We start from the raw sequence: 3,726 nt of genomic DNA on the forward strand, positions 1-3,726 counted from the left end.
CCCCCCCCCCACCTCCCCACTTCCCCACCACCCCACACCCCACCCCCCACCCCCTACACCCCACACCCCACACCCCACACCCCACACCCACTTCCCCAATGCCCAATCAAGGCTGGATTTATCGAGATAAAGTTAGCAAAAATCAGGCAGGATTAAGCTTATTAGCCTACTATGCGGGTAAATATCCCCATTCTAGCCCAGAAGAATGGCTCGATCGCATTTTATCGGCAGCAATTCTAGTCAACGGTCGTCCCGCTTGCCCCGATACAGTCTTGGAAATCGGGCAGCAATTGACCTATCAGCGCCCGCCTTGGACAGAACCGGATGTGCCGCTCTTTTTTGAGGTACTCTACGAGGATGCCGAGGTGTTAGTGGTGGCGAAACCTTCGGGATTACCGGTGTTAGCGGGGGGTGGATTTCTCGAACATACTCTTATCCATTTGGTACATCAGCATTATCCCGATGTCACTCCCTATCCGATTCATCGTCTTGGTCGCGGCACTTCCGGCATAGTCTTAATGGCGAAATCAAAGCCCGCTAGAGCTAAATTGAGTCAACAGATGCGAGAGGGGAAAATTACCAAAATATATCGAGCTTTAGTGGGTCGGGGCGACATACCGGATAACTTTACTATTAATCAAGCGATCGGGAAAATCGCCCATCCCATCTTAGGCTACGTTTACGGTGCGCTCACAGATGGGTTATCGGCCCGCAGTGATGGTCGAGTCTTAAAAAAACATCCCGATAGTACCCTATTAGAAGTAAGAATTTTTACGGGCAGACCCCATCAAATTCGCATTCATCTGGCCTTTTTTGGCTATCCTTTAATCGGTGATCCATTGTATGGTCTGGGGGGATTACCGCGACCGGATGCAGTCCCGGGAGATTGTGGTTATTATCTCCATGCCAATCAAATCGTTTTTAATCATCCCAGTACAGGGGAAAGAATCTCTATTTGTTGTCCAGCGCCGCCGGAATCAGTTATCAGTTATCAGTTATCAGTTATCAGTTCACTGAGAAAACTCCCCACACCCTACACCCCACACCCCACACCCCACACCCCACACCCTACACCCTACACCCCACACCCTACACCCTACACCCTACACCCCACACCCTTCCCCCAGGAAAAACTTTTTGCCGCAGACCCTATTTAAAACCCCCCAAGCTCGATCGCCAGCGATCACTAAAAGACCACTTCGGTAATCACACCCTGAATCGCCCCGAAGCGAGAGCGAGAACCTAAGACAATTCGATACAATATTGTCAACAAGCATTAAGCGATTTAAACTATCGATCGAAGGTAAAAGTCCCGAAGTTATCGAAATCTAGGGGGAGACAAAAACAAGCATGGGTAGAGTAGTAGGCATTGATCTAGGGACAACTAACTCCGTCGTCGCCGTGATGGAAGGCGGAAAGCCAGTGGTCATCGCCAACTCGGAGGGCATGAGAACCACCCCTTCTGTGGTCGGTTTTAATAAAGATGGGGAGTTAGTGGTCGGTCAAATGGCCCGGCGACAAGGGGTACTCAATCCCCAAAACACCTACTATGGAGTCAAACGCTACATAGGTCGTCGCTACTCGGAATTAAACCCCGAATCGAAGCGCGTCCCCTACACCATCCGCCGGGACGAGATGGGCAATATCAAAATTAAATGCCCCCGTCTGCAAAAAGAATTCGCCCCCGAAGAAATTTCCGCCCTAATTTTACGCCGATTAGCCGAAGAAGCCAGCCGTTATCTGGGGGAAGAAGTTACCGGGGCCGTAATCACCGTCCCCGCCTATTTTAACGACTCCCAACGTCAAGCCACCCGGGATGCAGGCCGAATTGCGGGGTTAGAAGTGATGCGGATTCTCAACGAACCCACCGCCGCCGCCCTGGCCTACGGTCTCGATGAACAAGAAAGCAAGAAAATCCTCGTTTTTGACCTGGGAGGCGGTACTTTTGATGTTTCTATCCTGGAAGTGGGTGACGGCGTTTTTGAGGTGAAAGCCACCAGTGGCGACACCCAATTAGGCGGAAATGATTTCGATAAAAGAATCGTCGATTGGTTAGCCAATCAATTTTTGGAACAGGAAGGCGTGGAGCTGCGCCAAGACCGGCAAGCCCTACAAAGACTCACAGAAGCGGCAGAAAAAGCCAAAATAGAACTGTCTGGTGTCAGCGTCACCGATATTAATCTGCCCTTTATCATCGCCACGGAAGACGGACCCAAACACATCGAAACTCGCCTGAGTCGGGCCCAATTTGAGGAATTATGCGGTGATTTAATCAGTCGTCTCCGTCGTCCTCTCAAACGGGCCCTTTCCGATGCCGGTTTGTCCCCCGTCCAACTAGACGAAGTGGTACTGGTGGGCGGCGGCACGCGGATGCCGGTGGTTAAGGATTTGGTGCGGAGTTTTATCGATAGGGAACCCAATCAAAATGTTAACCCTGATGAGGTTGTAGCGGTCGGGGCGGCTATTCAAGCGGGAATTTTGGGCGGCGAGGTCAAAGACGTGCTGCTCCTCGATGTTACCCCTTTATCCTTGGGTTTAGAAACCATCGGCGGTGTGATGAAAAAGTTAATCCCCCGCAATACCACTATTCCCGTCCGCAGAGCTGACCTTTTTTCCACTTCCGAAAATAATCAAACTGTGGTGGAAATCCACGTTTTGCAGGGGGAAAGGGAAATGGCCAGCGATAATAAATCCTTGGGACGTTTTAAATTAACCGGTATCCCCCCCGCACCCCGGGGTATTCCCCAAGTGCAGGTGTCCCTCGATATCGATGCTAACGGTATTCTACAAGTCACCGCTAGGGATAAAATGACCGGACGGGAGCAAAGTGTCACCATTCAAGGCGCTTCTACCCTCAGCGAAGGGGAAATTAACCGCATGATCGGCGATGCTGCCCGATTTGCCGAAGCAGATCGTACCCGTCGCGAAAAGGTCGATAAACGCAATCGCGCCCGCTCTCTGGTGGATCAAGCCCAACGACGCTTAAAAGATGTTACTCTCGATTTTGGTAATGAGTTTACCCGTTCCTATCGTCGTCAAATTGAGTCTTTGAGTACGGAAATTATCGACGCTTTGGAGAAAAATGATGACCGTCGCATCGATCGCGCCCAGGCGGATCTACAGGATGTTATCTATGAATTAAATCGCGAGGTACGCCTACAATACGACGAGGAAGACGAGGGCTTTTTTAGCGCTATTCGCAAGACTTTTACTGGAGATAAGGAAGATGATCTTCCCTCCGAACCGCGTCGCGATCGTTATCGTCAGGATTATCGTCCCAGTACACGGGGTTATCAAAGTGATTATCGACCCAATTATTCGGCTAATCAAGATAGTTATCGTCCCCGCAATCAGGACAATTACTATAATGGCCGCGATAGCGATTGGCAAAGTCCCCCCCCTTCGGAGGAAAAAAGTTATAACAATAGTAAAAGTAACCGCAGCGGCGGCAATCGTTCCCGCAATATTCCCCCCCAAAATAACTGGGATGATGAGGATGATGATTGGTTTTAAACAGTGATCAGTAAACAGTGATCAGTAAACAGTAAACAGTAAACAGTAATCAGTAAACAGTAATCAGTAAAAAGACAGTGGGAAACTACTATTTAATACTGCTCGCTTAATACATACTGCTCACTTAGAACTCAAATCTGATAACTGATAACTGATAACTGATAACTGATAACTGATAACTGATAACTGATAACTGATAACTGATAACTGATA

1 protein-coding gene and 1 pseudogene are annotated in these 3,726 nt (G+C 49.4%); both read left to right on the plus strand.

The window, feature by feature from the left end; translation table 11 throughout:
- Nucleotides 1-98: 98 nt before the first annotated feature.
- A pseudogene (locus tag PX482_RS20730) lies at nucleotides 99-1,004 on the plus strand (RluA family pseudouridine synthase); the annotation flags it as partial.
- A gap of 346 nt (nucleotides 1,005-1,350) precedes the next feature.
- Entirely contained in the window at nucleotides 1,351-3,513 is a 2,163-nt protein-coding gene (gene dnaK, locus PX482_RS20735; RefSeq protein WP_002759130.1) for a molecular chaperone DnaK, read from the plus strand.
- Nucleotides 3,514-3,726: the final 213 nt, after the last annotated feature.

This window comes from Microcystis sp. M53602_WE12 (assembly GCF_030065455.1).
Lineage (GTDB): Bacteria > Cyanobacteriota > Cyanobacteriia > Cyanobacteriales > Microcystaceae > Microcystis > Microcystis aeruginosa.